Source organism: Enterococcus sp. DIV0240d (assembly GCF_051711245.1).
Classification (GTDB): Bacteria; Bacillota; Bacilli; order Lactobacillales; family Enterococcaceae; genus Enterococcus_D; species Enterococcus_D casseliflavus.
On record NZ_JBIOMG010000001.1, the window covers coordinates 2,241,002 to 2,258,399 of the forward strand.

General features: G+C 42.0%; 17 protein-coding genes and 1 riboswitch. Of the genes, 5 read left to right on the forward strand and 12 right to left on the reverse strand.

The features are described from left to right. Positions 1–88 precede the first annotated feature (88 nt). The 3 genes from IGJ25_RS10610 to pbp4 all read left to right on the forward strand — a co-directional run bounded on the left by IGJ25_RS10610 (position 89) and on the right by pbp4 (position 3,279). Positions 89–523 (forward strand): hypothetical protein, encoded by a 435-nt coding sequence (locus IGJ25_RS10610; protein WP_016611022.1) that lies wholly within the window; start codon positions 89–91, stop codon positions 521–523. A gap of 100 nt (positions 524–623) precedes the next feature. Then, positions 624–1,229: a DUF1054 domain-containing protein gene (locus IGJ25_RS10615; protein WP_015509891.1), complete on the forward strand. Its 606-nt coding sequence runs from the start codon at positions 624–626 to the stop codon at positions 1,227–1,229. A gap of 1 nt (position 1,230) precedes the next feature. Further along, entirely contained in the window at positions 1,231–3,279 is a 2,049-nt protein-coding gene (gene pbp4 / locus IGJ25_RS10620; RefSeq protein WP_225001095.1) for a penicillin-binding protein PBP4(5), read from the forward strand. Between the two features lie 50 nt (positions 3,280–3,329). Here pbp4 and purB read toward each other — a convergent pair whose 3' ends face one another. The 9 genes from purB to IGJ25_RS10665 all read right to left on the reverse strand — a co-directional run bounded on the left by purB (position 3,330) and on the right by IGJ25_RS10665 (position 11,560). Further along, positions 3,330–4,628: an adenylosuccinate lyase gene (gene purB, locus IGJ25_RS10625; RefSeq protein WP_005231933.1), complete on the reverse strand. Its 1,299-nt coding sequence runs from the start codon at positions 4,626–4,628 to the stop codon at positions 3,330–3,332. Between the two features lie 13 nt (positions 4,629–4,641). Then, complete coding sequence (gene purK, locus IGJ25_RS10630) at positions 4,642–5,769, reverse strand: 5-(carboxyamino)imidazole ribonucleotide synthase (protein WP_438779314.1); 1,128 nt, start codon at positions 5,767–5,769, stop codon at positions 4,642–4,644. Next, positions 5,753–6,241, reverse strand: a complete 489-nt coding sequence (gene purE, locus IGJ25_RS10635; RefSeq protein WP_010749580.1) for a 5-(carboxyamino)imidazole ribonucleotide mutase — start codon at positions 6,239–6,241, stop codon at positions 5,753–5,755. Before purE ends, purK begins: the two co-directional genes overlap by 17 nt. A 330-nt stretch (positions 6,242–6,571) precedes the next feature. Beyond that, positions 6,572–7,876 carry a nucleobase:cation symporter-2 family protein gene (locus tag IGJ25_RS10640; protein ID WP_225001094.1) on the reverse strand — a complete coding sequence of 435 codons (1,305 nt, stop codon included), beginning with the start codon at positions 7,874–7,876 and terminating at the stop codon, positions 6,572–6,574. Beyond that, positions 7,876–8,457 (reverse strand): xanthine phosphoribosyltransferase, encoded by a 582-nt coding sequence (locus tag IGJ25_RS10645; protein WP_010749578.1) that lies wholly within the window; start codon positions 8,455–8,457, stop codon positions 7,876–7,878. The genes IGJ25_RS10640 and IGJ25_RS10645 overlap by 1 nt, the downstream gene beginning before the upstream one ends. Positions 8,458–8,533: 76 nt before the next feature. Continuing rightward, a riboswitch (purine riboswitch) is annotated at positions 8,534–8,631 on the reverse strand. Positions 8,632–8,713: 82 nt separating this feature from the next. After that, the gene (locus IGJ25_RS10650; protein ID WP_010749577.1) at positions 8,714–9,391 is read right to left on the reverse strand and encodes a hypothetical protein; all 678 of its coding nucleotides are present in this window, start codon (positions 9,389–9,391) and stop codon (positions 8,714–8,716) included. 20 nt (positions 9,392–9,411) lie between these two features. Beyond that, a complete protein-coding gene (locus IGJ25_RS10655) occupies positions 9,412–10,017 on the reverse strand; it encodes a glycoside hydrolase family 73 protein (RefSeq protein WP_005229997.1) in 606 nt (201 codons plus the stop codon). Beyond that, positions 10,014–11,024, reverse strand: coding sequence for a M15 family metallopeptidase (locus tag IGJ25_RS10660; RefSeq protein WP_311947541.1), 1,011 nt, complete (start codon positions 11,022–11,024; stop codon positions 10,014–10,016). The genes IGJ25_RS10655 and IGJ25_RS10660 overlap by 4 nt, the downstream gene beginning before the upstream one ends. 32 nt (positions 11,025–11,056) lie before the next feature. Further along, positions 11,057–11,560, reverse strand: a complete 504-nt coding sequence (locus IGJ25_RS10665; RefSeq protein ID WP_225001091.1) for a hypothetical protein — start codon at positions 11,558–11,560, stop codon at positions 11,057–11,059. A gap of 123 nt (positions 11,561–11,683) precedes the next feature. Here IGJ25_RS10665 and IGJ25_RS10670 point away from each other — a divergent pair, with 123 nt between their 5' ends. After that, entirely contained in the window at positions 11,684–12,640 is a 957-nt protein-coding gene (locus tag IGJ25_RS10670) for a Gfo/Idh/MocA family protein (RefSeq protein ID WP_005229991.1), read from the forward strand. A gap of 686 nt (positions 12,641–13,326) precedes the next feature. Here the strand turns inward: IGJ25_RS10670 and IGJ25_RS10675 are convergent. The 3 genes from IGJ25_RS10675 to IGJ25_RS10685 form a co-directional block, all read right to left on the reverse strand. Next, complete coding sequence (locus IGJ25_RS10675; protein ID WP_225001090.1) at positions 13,327–14,133, reverse strand: alpha/beta fold hydrolase; 807 nt, start codon at positions 14,131–14,133, stop codon at positions 13,327–13,329. A gap of 15 nt (positions 14,134–14,148) precedes the next feature. Further along, positions 14,149–14,781 (reverse strand): TetR/AcrR family transcriptional regulator, encoded by a 633-nt coding sequence (locus tag IGJ25_RS10680; protein WP_074932683.1) that lies wholly within the window; start codon positions 14,779–14,781, stop codon positions 14,149–14,151. A gap of 944 nt (positions 14,782–15,725) precedes the next feature. Beyond that, positions 15,726–16,688, reverse strand: a complete 963-nt coding sequence (locus IGJ25_RS10685; RefSeq protein WP_225001089.1) for an aromatic acid exporter family protein — start codon at positions 16,686–16,688, stop codon at positions 15,726–15,728. Between the two features lie 98 nt (positions 16,689–16,786). Between IGJ25_RS10685 and IGJ25_RS10690 the strand changes: the two genes are divergently transcribed. Then, positions 16,787–17,386 carry an FUSC family protein gene (locus IGJ25_RS10690; protein ID WP_005231932.1) on the forward strand — a complete coding sequence of 200 codons (600 nt, stop codon included), beginning with the start codon at positions 16,787–16,789 and terminating at the stop codon, positions 17,384–17,386. Positions 17,387–17,398 lie beyond the last annotated feature (12 nt).

Genomic DNA, 17,398 nt, shown 5'->3' on the forward strand with positions numbered 1-17,398 from the left:
ATGTTCGCTTTTTACCCAGTTGGTTGAAAGCAGATTCCTCTTTAGAAGCAGCGAAGGATTTATAAAGCGTTTACAATATTCTTTTTTCATGCTATATTTAGGTCGTATTGTAGCTACATTCAAGGAGGAGTACTATATGTGGTCGCTAAAGAATCGTGCTGAACTTTTTTTAGCTCATTTATCAGACAAAGAAAAACAACAGCTCCATAACGAATTATTGGCCGTGCAGCAAATCCTTTCCATCAACCAACAAACAAGTTTCTATTTATTCAGTCCCTTCAAAAAAGGGGCGCGCCCTCATTATGCCGAAGAACAAAAGCGTGTTCTACAATTTCAAAATGAGCGCAATGACGAATTGATCATTCATCAAATCCATCGCCAAAGCTTATTTAAACATACGTATTCTTTTCGGATTTATTTTAATTTAGAAGAAATGGACTTTTCTTTCTTGGATGATCTTTTGCATCTTTTGAAGGAACAAAGCCAGACACCAACGTTTAAATTGAGTCCAGCGGCAAATTGACTGAGTATCCTTCAATAAAAAAAGGTAAAATAAACAAAAGCCCGTAATTTATCGGGCTTTTTTTGTTATACTATTTTCAGACAACAGAAAGGATACGATTATGCTATTTACGAAACAATCATTTGATGCTTTTTCTTTAGAAACGTTAGACGAACGAATGGAAAAAATCCGTGCCGAGATTCAGCCGATTTTTCAAACGATCGGTGAGGCAGCGATCCCATTAATTGAAGAAAGCTGCCAAGAGCCTTTTTATTTGCATATTGCTCAGCACCGACGCAGAACCGTCTACCCTCCTGCCGAAACCTGGGCAGGGATCGGTCCGAACAAACGAGGCTATAAAATGGATGCCCACTTTCAAATTGGGATCAATCAAGCGTATGTCTTTGTTTGGCTCAGCGTGATCGATCAACCGAAAAATCAGGCAACGATCGCTGAATCCTGGTTGGCCCAAAAAGAATTATTCGATCAATTACCAGCTGACTTTACACTTTCTCCTGATCACACAAAATACGACCACTACCCTATCGCCATGTGGCCAACCTATCTGGAACGACTGAAGAAAGTCAAAAAAAGTGAGCTTCAAATTGGAAAGATTTTTCCGAAAGAAATGATCGAAGACGTTGAGATGGCGGATATTTTAGCAGTTTATCAAACACTGTTGCCGCTTTATCATGCCCGTATGACGGCTTTGAAGGAGGAACAATAATATGTCAGAAAATCGGCGCTCTCGCAACGAAAAGCCAGCGAAAAAGCCCAAGCGCTTCGTCTGGTTGGCACTTCCTGCCGCCTTATTGGTACTAGGCGGCGGCTATTATGGTTATACCGTCTATCAGGATCGGCAAGAAGAAGCCGCTGCTAAAAAAGCCCTCACTTCCTTTATCGACGCTTTGGCCGATCAGAAGTACAGTGACTTGCCTGCCTTCGTGTCTGAAGACAGTTTAGCATCAACCGGCTTTACCGCAGACGAAGTCTCTGCAAAATACGAAGCGATCTTCACTGGTATCGGTGCCGAATCATTTAAAGCCTCTGGGATTGAGGTAACTCCTAATGACAAGGATTCCGATCAATTCAATTTCCAATACAACGGTTCCTTGACCACCTCGTTAGGTGAATTAACCGAGCTTTCTTATAGTGGCACGATCACTGTAGCTGATAACGAAGCCAAGATCGATTGGTCCCCTCAGTTGATCTTTCCAGGAATGGAGGGACAAGACAAAGTCAATATTTCCGTAGATAATGCCACTCGCGGTGAGATTCTCGACCGAAACAACGAACCACTAGCAGAAAATGGCACGCTTTATCAGTTAGGCGTCGTTCCGGGGCAACTGGGCACGGGAGACGAAAAAAACGCCAATATCAAAGCGATCGCGGAACGTTTCGACCTGACAGAAGAAGCCATCGAGCAAGCGTTGGGGCAATCTTGGGTTCAAGATGAGTTGTTCGTCCCCTTGAAGATCATCGAACCAACGGATGAGATGCCAACTGGAACAAGTTTAAAAGAAACGACTGGACGCACTTACCCACTTGGGGAAGCTGCCGCTCAACTGATTGGTTACTTAGGAAATGTAACAGCGGAAGATATCGAAAAAGATGAAACACTAGCAAGCAACGGACAAATTGGTCGTAGTGGTCTGGAAGCTGCCTTCGATAAAGAGTTGCGAGGAGAAAACGGCGGAAAAATCGCCATCACAGATGAAGATGGTGCTGAGAAAGCCGTCCTGTTAGAAAAAGAGCGCGCAGATGGCAAGGATATCCAATTGACTATTGATGCCCAAGCCCAAAAGACGGCGTTTGACTCCTTACAAAACCAAGCAGGAGCAACGGTCGTTACCGAACCCAAAACTGGCGATCTGTTGGTACTTGCCAGCTCGCCAAGTTATGATCCCAATAAAATGACCCAAGGGATCTCACAAGAAGATTATGATGCGTATGAACAAAATGAAGACCTGCCTTTCATCAGCCGCTTTGCTACGGCCTATGCACCTGGTTCGACCTTTAAGGCCATCACTGGTGCGATCGGCTTGGAAAATGGCACGATCGATCCTACGCAGAGTATCGCGATCGATGGATTGAAATGGCAAAAAGATAGCTCGTGGGGCGACTACTTTGTGACGAGAGTTACTGATGTAGCTTCTGTGAATCTCAAGGATGCACTGGTATACTCTGATAATATTTATATGGCGCAACAAACCCTATCTATGGGCGAAGATGCCTTTCGTGACGGCTTGTCGAAGTTGATTTTTGGTGAAACATTGGATTTACCGATCGCGATGAATCCTGCTCAAATTTCAAATGAAGACTCCTTCAATTCGGACATTTTACTGGCAGATACCGGCTATGGCCAAGGAGAATTGTTAATGAATCCAATCCAGCAAGCGGCTATTTACTCCGTCTTTGCCAATCAAGGGAAGCTGGTCTATCCCCGTTTAGTGAAAGAGGCAGAGCAAAAAGACAAAGAAGTCTTTAAAGCAGAAACGATCGATCAAATCAATCAAGATTTGACCGCCGTTGTTTCCGATCCAAACGGAACTGCACATTCCTTGGCAGCATTAAACATTCCATTAGCTGCTAAGACAGGAACAGCTGAAATCAAAGAAAAGCAAGATGAAAAAGGCCAGGAAAACAGCTTCTTATTTGCCTTTGATTCGCAAGACCAAGGATTTCTGATGGTCTCCATGCTAGAAGATCGCCAGGAAAACCAATCAGCAACTGGTTTAGCACCTGAACTATTGACCTACTTAGCTGAACATTATTAAAAAAAAAGCCGCAACCTTCAGACAAGGATCTGAAGGTTGCGGCTTTTTTCTTATTCGGCTAAACCGACACGTTCAAAGATCGTGTCGACTTGTTTTAAGTGATGGTTGTAATCAAACGCATCGTCTAAGTCTGCTTTGGACAACACATCCGTAATGGCTGGATCAGCTTCTAATAGTGGACGGAAATCCGTTTGCTCATCCCAAGCTTGCGCTGTTTTTGGCTGAACCAAGTCATAGGCTTGCTCTCTTGTCATACCGTGATCGATCAATTTCAACATCACTCGTTGGCTGTAGATCAATCCAAAGGTCGCATTCATATTGCGCTTCATATTCTCTGGGAAAACAGTCAGATTTTTGACGATATTGCCAAAGCGATTCAGCATATAATCGATCAAAATCGTCGTATCCGGAATAATGATCCGTTCTGCCGATGAATGTGAGATATCCCGTTCATGCCACAGTGAGACATTTTCATAAGCTGTCACCATATGGCCGCGAACGACTCGTGCAAGTCCCGCCATATTTTCAGAACCGATTGGGTTACGCTTATGGGGCATGGCAGAAGAACCTTTTTGACCTTTTGCGAAGAATTCTTCAACTTCTCGGGTTTCTGATTTTTGTAAGCCCCGGATTTCGGTTGCAAATTTCTCAATGCTAGTTGCGATCAACGCCATTGCAGAGAAATACTCTGCATGCAAGTCACGAGGTAGTACTTGTGTGGAAATATCTTGCGCACGAATCCCTAATTTTTCACAGACATACTCTTCGACAAACGGTGGAATATTTGCAAAGGTTCCAACTGCTCCGCTGATCTTTCCTGCTTCGACCCCTTTTGCTGCTCGCTCAAAACGCTCGACATTGCGTTTCATTTCCGCATACCATAAGGCTAATTTCAAGCCAAAGGTCGTTGGTTCCGCATGTACACCATGGGTACGTCCCATCATTACGGTATGTTTGTATTCTTTGGCTTTTTCACCAATGATCGTCACAAAACGATTTAAATCTTCCCGAATCAAGTCGTTGGCTTGTTTCATCAAGTAGCCATACGCAGTATCAACAACATCCGTCGACGTCAAGCCGTAGTGGACCCATTTACTTTCATCACCTAAAGATTCAGAGACTGCTCGGGTAAAAGCAACCACATCATGTCGCGTTTGCGCTTCGATCTCTAAGATACGGTCGATATCGAAGGTTGCTTTTTCACGAATCAAAGCAACATCCTCTTTCGGTATCTCCCCTAGTTCCGCCCAAGCTTCATCCGCCAATATTTCTACTTCTAACCACGCTTGGTAACGGTTTTGATCGGTCCAAATAGCACCCATTTCTGGTCTTGTGTAACGCTCTAACATGTTATTATCTCCTTTAATCCCAAATATTGGTTTGATAGATTTCTTCAGTGGTCTCTGCGATATCTTCTGTCAAAACAGTGATATGACCCATTTTACGCCCGGTTTTCGCTTCTTCTTTGCCATAGTAATGGAATTGCCAAGCAGGTTTTGTGGCAATCAACTCATACGTTTCTGTCAATTCATCGCCTAAGACATTGACCATGACTGCTGGTGAAAGCAATGACACTTCTGGTAATGGCCAGCCACAGATCCCCCGGATATGGGCATCAAACTGACTCATGGAACAAGCTTCGATCGAATAGTGACCAGAATTATGTGGTCGCGGTGCCAACTCATTGACATACAAGCCGCCACTTTTAGTCAAGAACATTTCGATGGCTAAAACGCCTTGCAGATCCAAGGCCTTCGCAATAATATGAGCGATCCGTTTGGCTTCTTCGGCAACTTCTGGATCAATGCGCGCAGGAGCGATCGTTTGATGCAAAATATTGTTGCGGTGGATGTTTTCTACCACTGGGAAAGTGGTAAAGGTTTCTCCATTACCAGCAACTAAAATCGACAATTCTTTTTCAAAAGGAATCCACGCTTCTAATTCGCACGTCCCTTCACGCAGTAAGTTCATCGAAGGCGCTAAGTCCGCGGTACTGTATAACACGTGCTGCCCTTTTCCGTCATAACCGCCTCTAGTCGTTTTTAACACACAGGGATAACCGATACTGTCGATGGCATCTTGGATATCCGTTGGACTGATGATCGTGGCATAAGGTGCAATCACGATATTGTTAGCCTCTAGAAATGACTTTTCTAATAAACGGTCTTGAGTGATTGCTAACAGGTCAGTCCCTTGAGGGATATGGGAATAAGGCAAAATGGAATTCAATGCCTCGACACTGACATTTTCGAATTCATAGGTAATCACGTCGGCACGTCGAGCCATTTCTTCTAAAGCAAACACATCATCGTAGGCAGCAACAATATGCCAATCAGCGACTTGGGCTGTTGGACAATTGGCAGTAGGGTCTAAGACGCCAACCCGAAAGCCCATTTCTTTGGCACTCATTGCCATCATACGACCTAGCTGTCCTCCGCCAACGATTCCGATCGTTGCGGTGGGCATTAAAGGTTTAATCAAGTTGATCACTACTTTCCAATACAATTTCTTTTAATGTATTTCTTCGCGCGTTTAATTTCTCCGCTATCTCTAAATCATACATGGAAAGCATCTGCGCTGCAAGTAGTCCTGCGTTAGTTGCGCCAGCTTTTCCGATCGCTGTTGTTGCTACTGGTACCCCAGCTGGCATCTGCACGATCGATAGTAGGGAATCCAACCCGTTTAATGCGCGAGATTGTACAGGCACACCAATGACGGGCAACGTTGTTTTCGCTGCGACCATTCCTGGCAAATGAGCTGCTCCTCCTGCTCCTGCGACAATGACTTTGATTCCTTCTGCACGAGCAGTTTCGGCAAATTCGAACATCAAATCTGGTGTACGATGTGCCGAAACGACTTTTTTCTGATAAGGTATCGCTAACTCATCTAAAATCAAGCAGCACTCCTTCATTGTTTCCCAATCTGACTTGCTCCCCATAATCACTGCAACTGCTGGTTTCATTTGATTTTCCCTCCAACGATTTTTTACTAGTTTCTTCTGAAACAAGCTCAGAAGTATTTTCTCACGAAATTAGTTTGTTAGCAGCAGTTTGTCACTGCGACCCAACGCCCCTTGCATAGCACGTTATGACTAACAATCACTTTCCCCTTTAAATAGTAACGAGTTGCCGGAGCAATGTCAAAATATTTTCGAACTATTTGCTAGTTTAACTTTGTATCGTTCGTTTTTATGGCTAATAAAACCATTCAGTCTTTCTGTTTGGCAGGAAAAAGACAAATAAAGGAACAATACAAAAAAATCCAGACGAATCCTCGTCTGGATCAAATCAACTTACTGTTGCAAGCTCAATTCCGTCACTTCGTCTGTTTCTTTCGGCAATCCGTTGAAGAACAGATTCAAAACAATGGCTGTCAAACTACTCATGACGATCCCATTGCCTGTAAACATTTGGACGGTTTCAGGCATCTGACTGAATAAGGTTGGCATCATATTGAACCCTAAACCAAAACCGATCGATACCGCAATCACTAACAAGTTCTTGTCATTCATAAAATCAACTTTGCTTAGCATTCGCATCCCTTGAACAGCGACCATGCCAAACATCACTAACATGCCGCCTCCCAGTACTGCTTCTGGAATGATTTGCGCAATGGCACCGACTTTTGGAAACAGCCCTAATACGATCAAAAAGATAGCTGAAAAGAAAATCGGGCGTCGCGTCTTAATACCTGAAAGTTGAACTAAACCTACATTTTGTGAAAATCCAGTATAAGGAAATGTATTGAAGCTCCCCCCAAGGATCACCGCCAAGCCTTCCGCACGATAGCCGCGCTTTAAGTCATTGCCTGTAATCGGTTTTTCAGTAATATCTCCCAGCGCAAAATAAACACCTGTGGACTCTACCAGACTCACGATGGAAATAATGATCATCAAAACGATCGACCACAGATCAAAGGTTGGTAAGCCGAAATAAAAAGGCTGAGGCAAATGAAACACAGGCGCATGGGCGATGGCAGAAAGATCCACCAATCCTAAGAGCGCTGCTAAAATGGTCCCACCGATCAAACCGATCAAAACGGCAATCGAGCGAATAAAGCCTTTCCCAAAGACCTGCACCCCAATGATCAAGGCAATCGTCACAAAGCCTAACAATAAATTCGTTGGATCACCAAAGTTAGCAGCTGCAGCATCGCCGCCACCGATTTTAGTGATGGCGACTGGAATCAAGGTCAAGCCGATGACGGTAATCACGGTTCCCGTCACCAATGGGGGAAACAAGACTTTGATTTTCGAAAAAATGCCAGCGATCAGAACAATGAAAATCCCAGCGGCAATGATCGCTCCGTAAATCGCACTGATCCCTGATTTGGTGCCAATCAAAATCAATGGGGAGACAGCTTGAATGGCACAGCCTAAAACGACTGGTAGGCCGATCCCGAAAAAGCGGGTAACAACTAATTGCAAAAGCGTAGCGATTCCGCACATGAAAATATCGATCGAGATCAAATACGTCATCTGAGCTTCATTGAAGCCCAGACCTGTTCCAATCAACAAAGGAACGGCAACAGCTCCTGCATACATCGCTAGTAAATGTTGCAAGCCTAAAACTGCTGAACGGCTATTCGTTTCTTTCATTAGGCATCTCCTTCTAAAAAGCTGACTTGTCCCTCAGACAATGAGGCGATCCGTGCTAGTGAAACAACAGGAATCCCCATTTCTTCAAGTAATTGTCGACCACTTTGGAATGATTTTTCAATCACGATACCGATACCGACAACGTTGGCTCCTGCTTGTTGGCACAGTTCGATCAAGCCTTTTGCTGCTTGTCCGTTTGCTAAAAAATCATCAATAATCAAGACCGTATCCTCTGAAGACAAAAATTTCTTGGAAATCGATACTTGGCTGGTCACTTGCTTGGTAAAGGAATAGACAGATGCAGTCAGCAGCTCTTCATCCATTGTCAAACTCTTTGCTTTACGGGCAAAGATCATTGGTACTTGTAACTGTTCTGCAGTATAAAGGGCTGGTGCGATCCCTGAAGCTTCGATGGTCACTACTTTTGTGATGCCGCTTCCTTGAAACCGTTCCGCGAAGACTGCACCGATTTCTTTCATCAACTCATAATCCACTTGGTGGGTCAAAAATTGGTCCACTTTAAGAACCCCTTCGCCCAGCACATTTCCGTGTGTTTTGATACGCTCAACTAATTTTTCCATCCTAGCTCTCCTCGTTCCTTTCTATTCCATCCTGAAAAAAAAGACACTCTTTTTGCCAAAGCAAAAAAAGTGTCTAACAGGCACGATTTTTACTTATAGTCCGATATTTACGGTATCGGGTAGAGACTGTCGACCATATTTCGACGATATACAAGTAATTTTTAAATGATAGATTCGATTATGCCTGTCTTTGATTAAAAACACAAGCATGGAATGCCCTTTATAAATAAAAATATTCTCATTTGTGGATCATTTCCTACTCTGGCTTCTCCATATCGCGATAGTGTTCCATCTTTTTACTGAAAAGCTCCCCATTGGACGGTGGCGTGTAGGTGATGGCATTAGCGCCTGCTTCAATCGTTTCTAAGATGCTTTCATCGGTTGGTCCACCGGTTGCGATGATCGGCAGCTTCGGATATTTTTTACGGAAGAAAGCCACGGTATCTGCTGTGTCCTTGCCCGCACTGATATTGATGACTTTCACACCAGCTTCAAGCTTGGCATCAATTTCGGTATACTTACTCGTTACGGTACTGATAACGGGAATATCTACAACTTTACAGACCTGCTCCACAGTTTTCAGTGGCGTTGGTCCGTTTAAGACGACCCCGATCGACCCTTGGGCTTCAGCAAACATGCTCATATAAGACGAGCGAAATCCTTGGGTCAAGCCCCCGCCGACACCAGAAAACACTGGAATGTCCGCTGCTTCGATGATTGCTTTCGTAATTGCTGGGTGTGGTGTAAAGGGATAGACCGCAATCACAGCATCCGCATTTGTATTACGGATGATCGCAATATCCGTTGTGAAAATAATGGAGCGGATTTGTTTTCCAAATATTTGAATACCGCTAGCCTCTCGAATAACTTTAGGCACTTTCACGATATCTTTACGCAAATCGGTGGTGATTTTTGGCATATATTTTTCTTCCATAAGCAGCCAACTCTCTTTTCTTATTGATCAAATCGATTCAATTGGTAGGTTTCAATTACTTGAATGATTTTGCTGGCATAATCCGGATCCGTTGCATACCCTGCATCTTGTAATGCTTGTGCGGCACTGCGGTAGTCGTTTGCTGTCAAGACATTTACATAAAGTGCAGGATTCCAATCCACACCATTTACAAACAACATCGTATGATCATCCATTGATTCTTCCCAAGTATCATAGACACGAAAATCTCCTTGAATCGTGACCCATTCTCCATTATAAAACTCTTGGGTATCTAATGTCACCTTTTTTGAATGGCCAAACGACTTAATTCCAAATAAATTATTGTATTCACTGGCTAGAGAACTTTGACCCCAATCTGATTCAAGGATTGCCTGTCCAATAATGATACTTGGTAAAATCCCGTAGCCCTTTTGCAGTTCTTGTGCGTAAGGAGCGATGCGATCAATAAATTCTTCATGGGAGATGGCTTCCGTGTTTGTTTCTTCCTCTTTTGGAAGGGGGTCTGCCAAACTATTCAAGGAAAAAATAAAAGCAATCCCAATCAAGAATAACCCTAGAAAGACTAATGGGAAACGAGTCTTCTGTTTTTTTCGTCTTGCGCTCATTTTTTCACTTCCTTTGTCTGACTAAACACATTTTCAGAAAACAAATTGCCTCCATTCAGCAACAACTCATCTTGTGTAAGCTCACTGCTTTCCTGACTTTTAGCAAGAGACCCCTCATAGATCCAGTCCTCTGCCAAAGGATCTTCCCATTCGTGAGAGGACAGTTCTGCTTCTTTTCGAGCGATGTGTTCTTTTGCTTCTTCCAGAAACTCTTCAAAGGTCAACTCCTGCTCCTCAATGTAGGTTGCCACTTCGACCCCTACATATCGTAGATGCCAAGGCTCATAATCGATTTGCGTAATAGCATGTTTTCCTTTCGGGTAACGGATGATAAACCCATACTCCCTTGCATGAGCTTGTAGCCATTTTCCACCCTCAGTATCACCGAACCCCTCATTGAGCAGTTCTCCTGTATGATTTTGATACCAATCCTGATCCACAACATCAACAGCAAGCCCAGTATGATGTTCGCTATAGCCAGGCTCAGTAAAGGTCAGTTTCGTGATCCGAATTGCTTCTTCTTTTGTATGACCTTGACTCATTAGGGTGTTGACATTGGCATTGAATATCTCCTCTTGATACGCGACTGAACGGTAGGCAGAGACCATCACCAAAGGATGTCCTGCAGCTTTTGCGGCATCTGCCAGCTTTTCATAAGCTGAAACGATGCGTTGATCGACGAGATAGCCATTCGACAATTTCCCTAAATCTTTTTGGGCAATTTCGCTTTTGATTTTATTGTTTGGGCCTACCAAAACCAATGACCAATCATCCAATGAAACAGTTGGAAAATCCTCTTCGTTCACTTCATCACTAGCACTTGCTTGTTCTTGTGACTCTTGCGTGTTCCCATTTGGCTCTTTTTCATTTGTTTCTGTTGTTTCACCCGTTGTTGCTTGATCTGTTGAACGAGCGATACTTGCACTCTTTGTTGGGGTGACTGCGGTCACTCGGTTCACTTGAATGGTTAAAAGAACCAGAAACAAGAAGCCCGCCGCCGCAGCCATTCCATAATACTTTTTCAAAAAATATCCTACCTTTAGTTGTAAGTTTCTTCCAGATTTTCTTTGACCCACTCCAACAGTTCGATTTTTTCATTGCGAATTTGCTGCTGAACAAAAGCGGGCAATCGGAAGTTTAGTATATCATCATAACCCCACTCATCATACGTAATACTGACTCTCAAATCAAGGTATTGGGCTGTTTCTTCAGATTCTGTTAACAATTCGACTTTCGCTAAATCGCTTGCTAACCACGTTCTGGCGATTTGAGTCTTCATTTTTTTGAACTCGACGACCGCTTGATTGCGTTTTTCTGGATAAATGACGGTTTGCCGAATGATTTTTTGGATCAACATCCATTCATAATCTGAAAACAGCAGCTTCACTTTCTGATTTTCAGCAGGTGACAGACTCATTGTGCCATTTTTCCATGCCTTCCATTGCTCCTCGGTGATGCCTAATTGTGTTTCATAAAACTGTTTTTCTGATGCGTATTGCTCGATGATGGTATTTAAAATAATTGCAATTGATACATTATGCATATATTATCCCTCCTCTTCTATATTTTACTGAAAGTCAGCCGTAATGGAAACTTTTTGCGATTGTTTTTGATTATTTTAAAGAATTGATTTCTTTTGTTATACTAAATACGAAGGAGATGATCAATGATGAAAAAATACCGTTGGGGAATGATTGGCCTCGGAGATATCGCAACGCAATTTGCTGCTGGCTTTTCTAATGAAGCAAGTGAACTATATGGGGTCAGTGCCCGGAGTTTCCCTAAAGTCCAAGCATTTGCTGAGAAACACTCTATTCCCCATGCCTATGAAAGCACAGATGCCATGTTAGAAGATCCGCAAATCGATATTGTTTATATTGCAGTACCTAATGATCTTCATCATGAATTTATTATGAAAGCTCTGATGGCAGGAAAACATGTCCTCTGCGAAAAAGCCATCACCACCAGTGCCGATGAGCTAGCGGAAGAACTAGCCTTAGCCAAAGAAAAAAATCTAATCTTAGAAGAAGCAATGACGATTTTCAATATGCCGGTTTATGCTCGGTTGAAAGAAGAGATCGATGCCGGACGCTTAGGAAAATTAAAAATGATCCAAGCACCATTTGGCAGCTACAAAGATCCAGACCCAAGCAATCGTTTCTTCAATCCAGATTTAGGCGGCGGTGCTTTATTGGATATCGGTACGTATGCTGTTTCATTTGCCCGCTTTTTCATGACGGATACACCAGAAGTGACGTTTAGCAGCATGAAGCCCTTCTCTACAGGTGTGGATGAACAATCAGTCACGATCCTACAAAATCCAGCCGATGAAATGGCTAGTGTCACGCTGACTTTTCAAGCGAAAATGCCTAAAACCGGTATCGTCGCTTTCGAAGAAGGATACATTACCGTAGACGAATACCCTCGTGCGGACAAAGCCGTGATCCATTTCCGAGATGGAACAAATGAAGTGATTGAAGCTGGCGACAGCAGTCAAGCCCTTAATTATGAAATTGCCAATATGATCAAAGCCATCGATGGCGAGATCGAGGGATCGATCCATTTGACCACCGATGTCATTGACGTTCTTGATCAAATGCAAGCTTTTTGGGAACAGCAGTAAAATGAAAAAGACTCCTTTACGCTGATGCCAGATATAACAGGAATCAAAACACATAATACCTAATCATTCACCAATAGGATTGTCAAAAGAAAAGGTAGCAACGGAAGCGAAATTCCGTTGCTACCTTTTTTCTGTTCCAAACCACCACAGTTTTGGCGAAAATTCACGCAGAAGAAAATACGGTCAGAAGAAGATTTAACACTACCTATAGGCTGTAAAAAAGCTGATAATAGCACCAATTCTTTAAATCGTAACTGCCCATTACTTTACACCGTATCTGTGGAAGATTACCGTGTGTACGATCTTAAAGTGACTTCGGCAATTTTCCTGTCCATTTTAAGTAAGATTTGAGAAGGTTAACTATTCCGATGGTGTTCAGTTAGCTGGCTTTGCGTGTCAGCTAGTTCTTTATTTTGCACGCCAATTTTGAAATCAAAGACAGTAAAGATTTTTAGCAGGTGTATGCTGATGTGGACCTTTGTGCCTACGTCATCTGATCTAGGCAGTTGGGAAAAAGGTATTTCTTTTCCAAAATCGGAACCGTTCACTGTAGGCAGCTAACGCGGTAAAATGTAGCGTTCGAATTGCATATATATAGCTATTTTACAGTGCGTTCGCGGCTATTGTTTGAATTTAGCATAAAGACAATTCCTGCTTTTACTAATCTGCATATGTGAGGCTTCGAACTAACTTAAAAGAAAATCTTTAACATGTTTATTGAAATCTTTGCCTTCTTCATAGCTCGCGTGTCCCAGCCCTTTATAGAGAAGCAAACGACCGTTTGGGATTTTATCAGCCATCTCCGCTGAAGAATTTGATCCAACTATTTTATCGCTATCACCGCCAATTATGAAGGTAGGACAAATTATGTTTTCAAGTTTACTGAAAGTATCGTGTGCCAATACAGCTTTTGCCTGAAGTATGAACCTCTCAAAGCTTTTCGGCTTTCCAACTCTACATAGAAGTGGATACATCAGCCGATATGTTTTCAGTTTTTGGGATGAGTATGTTTTCTCCATTGTATCAATCATCAGTGATTTATAATCATTATTTTCCGCGTAATTCAACCATTCATTGACAGCTTGATGAAGAGTTTCGTTTGCACGGGAAGTGGTGACAGCAAGAATAAGCTTTTTTACCATCATAGGATAGTCGATAGCAAAGTGCTGGGCTATCATACCACCCTGTGATATACCCATTAGGCAAGCACTTTTTATTCCAAGTTGGTCAAGTGCTGCTTTAAGGTCTTTTGCCATCTCCCTGGTGGTGTACCCATTTTCAATATTTGTTTTTCTACTAAACACATACACCTTAAAATCGTTCAAAAAAGCCCTAAAGTAATACGCCAATTTGATTGCTTGCCCCTCTACAGTTTTTAATCCATCTGATAACCCAGGCAAAATTATCAATGGAGATTTCCCCAGTCCAAATTCTACATAATCCATTTTTGATCCATTGATAGTTACTGAACTTCCTTTGGCACCATAAAACAAGATCTTCAACTCCTTCTAGTCTATAATCCCCTTTTTAAGTATATCTATATAGTCGGTAAGGTGGGTTACATACTCATTCCTAATTTGGTTAATTTCGGATTTATTTCCGTTTTGCACTTCTATTCTTTCGATAAAGTCGGCATTAAAACCTTGTAAAAACCATTTAAGCACATCAAGAACTTTTCTTTTATCCCAATTCAACGATTTCGTATCAACGTTTTCTAATACGCTATAATAAACATTCTGACCAGCATAATTAAATCTTGCTTCAACCTTTCGATAAATTTCTGTATCATTTTTGCTAAATGCTTTGATAATAAGCTTATATTTTTCTGGGTTTTGGATATACCATAAAAATTCCAATTCCGAGTATTGAATTATACGCTCAAACAAGTTAGTTGAAAGGGTGCCTAATTTTTGATATAGGTTTGCGTTCAGCTCACCTGTGACAAAATCAAGCAAATAAAAATACAAATCTTCTTTGTTTTCAAAGTATTTAAACAAACTTCCTTTACTAATTTCAGAGGCCTTTACAATACGGTTGGTGGAACTATCTGCATACCCGTATTTTGCAAATTCTGAAATACTAACAGAAATGATTCTTTTCTTTTTATCTTCATGCAGTTCATGAAACAACTTTTTAGGCATAAGGTCCTCCGTTCAGTGACCACATGGTCATTTGTTTTCGAAATTTTAGTGACCACGTGGTCACTAAAAAAATTATACCATACGAAACTCCCGCCATCAATATGTTTATCTGTAAGAGGAACCGATCTTCGGGAGTTATCCTATCTAATTACATGGAATTGGAAGAAGAACATGCAATGGAAGTGGCTATCCAACAGCATCAAGTCAACAGTAAAAAATAAAATTTGGCTAGGGGACATTACCTAAATCCCTCTGAAGGAAGAAACGCTTTATGTATCTGTTTTTATTGATGTCTATAAGAAAAAAAGAGAGCTGATCAATGACGCTCAATTTAGAGGATTTGATCAGGCTCAAATGGAGATATCTAAATAGTTTGAAACTTACTAAACACAAAATTCAACCACTCTGCTCCGAGCTATCAATTTCCTAATGTCTTTGAAAAAAATTCCACTTACTCTCTTAACTAAGTGTCAAGTTTTTATTGACAACTCCAAATTTCTTCAATCCATAAAAGTCAAACTTTTGGGGTGACCACACGATAAAGCTGAACGAAAAATTGTAGCTACTTTTCCAATGGGTGTATGAAAACCATGTGACTAGCTCGCTGACTGAGAAACTTTTCCTACAGCTATCGAATGGGTATGATACTCAACAAAAAGAATGTCTAAAACTGATTACAAGGCTGGAAAAAGAAATAGATCAACAGGAATAACAGACTATACAGGTGAAGGAATTTATCTCTAAGTATAAGCAGTATTCTGAACGGGGCGAATTGATGCCTGCTCTTCTCAACCATGTTGTTAGCAAGATGGTTGTAGAAGCACCGAAAAGAGCAGGTAGATTCTTCGCATTGCTATGCTCTTGTCGGGATATTACCGCCAATGAAGCGCTCAAGTTCTGCTTCCTATATTGGTATATTACAGCTGCCTTTTTGGGAGTCTTTTTTAGCGTGCCATTGTTTGCATTTGATCAGAAAAGTCGGCTTTGATTTCAATAAAACTTTTAAAGGTTTGCAGAAACTGAAACAGCTGAGCGCGATTTTCAAACTCTGCTCTTGTTTGGGGCAATGGCTTTTGTCGATAATCTTCATAAAGCGCAGCAATTTTTGCCAAGATCTCTTTCCCATCGTTATTTTCGTGAAAGGACTCGGCAGTAAAGGATAGCAACTCTTGAAACGCATTTGTATAGGCTTCTTCTACCCAAAACAACTGCAATAAGTCAACCATTTCTAAGAGTAAGCGTGCTTGACTTTGGCGCATGGTAAAGTACTCTTCATAATAGGAGGCTTCTCCTCGCCATTGATTTTCACTATGCACCATTGCTTGTTGTTTGCCTTGCTTGATATCCCCCAAAAGCGTTTGGCAGACCTGGGGAAGCGTCGCCTTTTCTTTTTCAGTTAACGCAATCGACATGTCTTTTAAAAGACTTTTAAACGTTTCTTCCACTAATTGCTGTCTTTCTTTCAATGCTCGTTCGTCATCTGGCATATATAAATTGAACAAAAGTGCAAAGCCAATGCCAATACTCATCAATAAAAAAGCATTCCCAATCAGTGGCCAAGCAAACGAACGTTCCATCATATAATGGGTCACCAAGACAGAATTGACGACGATCCCATCGGTCAAATTGAAATAGACAGCGGTTGGGATAAAGAGAAAGAGAAAAAGAACAAATCCTATCGACCCAAAGCCTAATAAATGGAAGCTGACAAAAGCTAAGAGCGTTGCGATCGCCAAAGAGATCAAACGCCCGATTCCCGTAAAAAGTGACGTTTTCTTTGTATTACCGACGCTTAAAATGGCGATGATCCCTGCGGCTGGCGCATACAAAAGACCGATCTGTTGTGCCAGAAACATTGATAAACCAGCAGCAATCGCCGTTTTCACGGTCCTCATTCCGATTTTCATTTTTGTCACCTCCTGTGAAAAGTATACTAAATTGTGAGGAATAAGACTAGAATTTCTCAACTGCTTTGGGTATGATTAAGTAAAGGGGGCATTTGACCATGAAACTGGGGCGTTTTCGCTTAGGTATGCGAACGATAAAAACAGCCATCGCTGTCATGCTTTGTATTCTGCTCTTTCATTTTCTTGATCGTGGCCAACCATTGATTGCTGCCTTGTCGGCTGTCTTTTCTTTGCGACAAGACCTGACCACAACGATCTCTTTTGGTAAGTCACGGGTATTAGGAAATACGATCGGTGGTGGTACAGCCATTTTTTACTTTTTGACGAAGCAATATTTTCAAAATGACTTTCTGATCGAATTGTTTGTCTTGCCAGCGCTAGTCATTTTTGTCATCGTTTTTTCAGATGGCATCAATAACAATTCTGGCATTATCTCTGCTATTGCGACGATGCTTTTGATCACTTCCAGTGTCCCTCAAGGGGAATCGATCATCTTCGCCTTAGACCGTGTATTGGACACCTTTATCGGCACGTTAGTTGCCCTATCGATCAATTTCGTCATTCGACCACCTGAGGAAGAGAAAAAGGATGAAATCCAAGAAGATCTGGTGGTGCTGAGGCAAAAAGAGCTTGAACTAAAAGCCATGCTAGAAGAAGTCCAAGGCGAGATTTCCGAACAAGAAAAACAAGAAAAATAAAAACAGCCTTTT

Coding starts and splice junctions, on each gene's coding strand:
- IGJ25_RS10610 (WP_016611022.1), top strand. CDS start 89: ATGCTATATTTAGGTCGTATTGTAGCTACATTCAAGGAGGAGTACTAT.
- IGJ25_RS10615 (WP_015509891.1), top strand. CDS start 624: ATGCTATTTACGAAACAATCATTTGATGCTTTTTCTTTAGAAACGTTA.
- pbp4 (WP_225001095.1), top strand. CDS start 1,231: ATGTCAGAAAATCGGCGCTCTCGCAACGAAAAGCCAGCGAAAAAGCCC.
- purB (WP_005231933.1), bottom strand. CDS start 4,628: ATGTTAGAGCGTTACACAAGACCAGAAATGGGTGCTATTTGGACCGAT.
- purE (WP_010749580.1), bottom strand. CDS start 6,241: ATGAAACCAGCAGTTGCAGTGATTATGGGGAGCAAGTCAGATTGGGAA.
- IGJ25_RS10640 (WP_225001094.1), bottom strand. CDS start 7,876: ATGAAAGAAACGAATAGCCGTTCAGCAGTTTTAGGCTTGCAACATTTA.
- IGJ25_RS10645 (WP_010749578.1), bottom strand. CDS start 8,457: ATGGAAAAATTAGTTGAGCGTATCAAAACACACGGAAATGTGCTGGGC.
- IGJ25_RS10650 (WP_010749577.1), bottom strand. CDS start 9,391: ATGGAAGAAAAATATATGCCAAAAATCACCACCGATTTGCGTAAAGAT.
- IGJ25_RS10655 (WP_005229997.1), bottom strand. CDS start 10,017: ATGAGCGCAAGACGAAAAAAACAGAAGACTCGTTTCCCATTAGTCTTT.
- IGJ25_RS10660 (WP_311947541.1), bottom strand. CDS start 11,024: ATGGCTGCGGCGGCGGGCTTCTTGTTTCTGGTTCTTTTAACCATTCAA.
- IGJ25_RS10665 (WP_225001091.1), bottom strand. CDS start 11,560: ATGCATAATGTATCAATTGCAATTATTTTAAATACCATCATCGAGCAA.
- IGJ25_RS10670 (WP_005229991.1), top strand. CDS start 11,684: ATGATGAAAAAATACCGTTGGGGAATGATTGGCCTCGGAGATATCGCA.
- IGJ25_RS10680 (WP_074932683.1), bottom strand. CDS start 14,781: ATGCCTAAAAAGTTGTTTCATGAACTGCATGAAGATAAAAAGAAAAGA.
- IGJ25_RS10685 (WP_225001089.1), bottom strand. CDS start 16,688: ATGAAAATCGGAATGAGGACCGTGAAAACGGCGATTGCTGCTGGTTTA.
- IGJ25_RS10690 (WP_005231932.1), top strand. CDS start 16,787: ATGAAACTGGGGCGTTTTCGCTTAGGTATGCGAACGATAAAAACAGCC.